Below are 1,302 nucleotides of genomic sequence, written 5' to 3'. Positions count from 1 at the left end.
TAAAACTGGTAATTGGGGCTAAGTCGTAACAAGGTAGCCGTACCGGAAGGTGCGGCTGGAACACCTCCTTTCTGGAGTGATGTCGTAAACGATGTAATTCTGCATGAATAATGTAAAATACAGCATCGTAAAAAAAGTGACTTTAAAGGTTCTGTTTTTTGTACTACTGGTACTTGTTTATTTATAATATATAGATCAACCATCTATAGAAGTATAGATAGAGATAAACAAGAGAAAAAAGAAGCCGAGTCTAACATACAGGTAGACAAGGTTGAACTAGTCCTATAGCTCAGTTGGTTAGAGCGCTACACTGATAATGTAGAGGTCGGCAGTTCAACTCTGCCTGGGACTACCAAGCTCAAGAACGAAGGAATGCCGCGTCAGCGGAATGCAGCAATTCTTGATAACCTCTTGGGGGATTAGCTCAGCTGGCTAGAGCATCTGCCTTGCACGCAGAGGGTCAACGGTTCGAATCCGTTATTCTCCACCATCTCTGAAAAAGAGAAACGATCTTTGACATGATGTACAAAAAGTAAAATTTTAGTAAGAGCTAAAAGTATATATCAAACCGTACGTGTTCGAGTACGCAATATTGATAGAAGGAAGCAATTCCCATACCAATACCAGTACACGAATAAAACGTTTGAAAGAAAGTAAGCAAGGGCGCATGGCGGATGCCTTGGCTCTCGGAGGCGATGAAGGACGTGATAAGCTGCGATAAGCTTCGGGAAGGTGCAAATAACCTTTGATCCGAAGATTTCCGAATGGGACAACCCGTCATTCTGAAGGAATGACATCTTGCATAGCAAGAGGCTAACACAGGGAACTGAAACATCTTAGTACCTGTAGGAAAAGAAAATAATAATGATTCCCCTAGTAGTGGCGAGCGAACGGGGATTAGCCCAAACCAATGTTGTTACGGCAATATTGGGGTTGTAGGACCACGATATCGCAAGAACTTTAGTGAGAAGAACCCTTTGGAAAATGGGACCATAGACGGTGATAGTCCGGTATTCGAAGCTAAACGAAGCGTAGTGGTATCCTGAGTAGCGCGGGACACGAGGAATCTTGCGTGAATCTGCCGGGACCATCCGGTAAGGCTAAATACTCCCGAGAGACCGATAGCGAACCAGTACTGTGAAGGAAAGGTGAAAAGCACTTCGAATAGAAGAGTGAAATAGTCCCTGAAACCGTGCGCCTACAAGCGGTCGGAGCAACTTCGGTTGTGACGGCGTGCCTTTTGCATAATGAACCTACGAGTTACTTTTTCCGGCAAGGTTAAGTGTCTCAAGACATGAAGCC

2 tRNA genes and 2 rRNA genes are annotated in these 1,302 nt (G+C 44.4%); all 4 read left to right on the top strand.

Annotated features, from left to right (window positions below):
- Positions 1-71 (top strand): 16S ribosomal RNA (locus AAHJ11_RS22320); the annotation flags it as partial.
- 207 nt (positions 72-278) lie between these two features.
- Positions 279-355: transfer RNA gene (locus AAHJ11_RS22315), tRNA-Ile, on the top strand.
- Positions 356-413: 58 nt separating this feature from the next.
- Positions 414-490, top strand: a tRNA-Ala gene (locus tag AAHJ11_RS22310).
- Positions 491-647: 157 nt separating this feature from the next.
- Positions 648-1,302, top strand: a 23S ribosomal RNA gene (locus AAHJ11_RS22305); the annotation flags it as partial.

It is taken from the genome of Bacteroides sp. 90-K9/2 (assembly GCF_047310725.1).
Lineage (GTDB): Bacteria > Bacteroidota > Bacteroidia > Bacteroidales > Bacteroidaceae > Bacteroides > Bacteroides vicugnae.
Note: the sequence above shows the minus strand (reverse complement) of the source record. Positions and strands in the feature narration are given on the sequence as shown.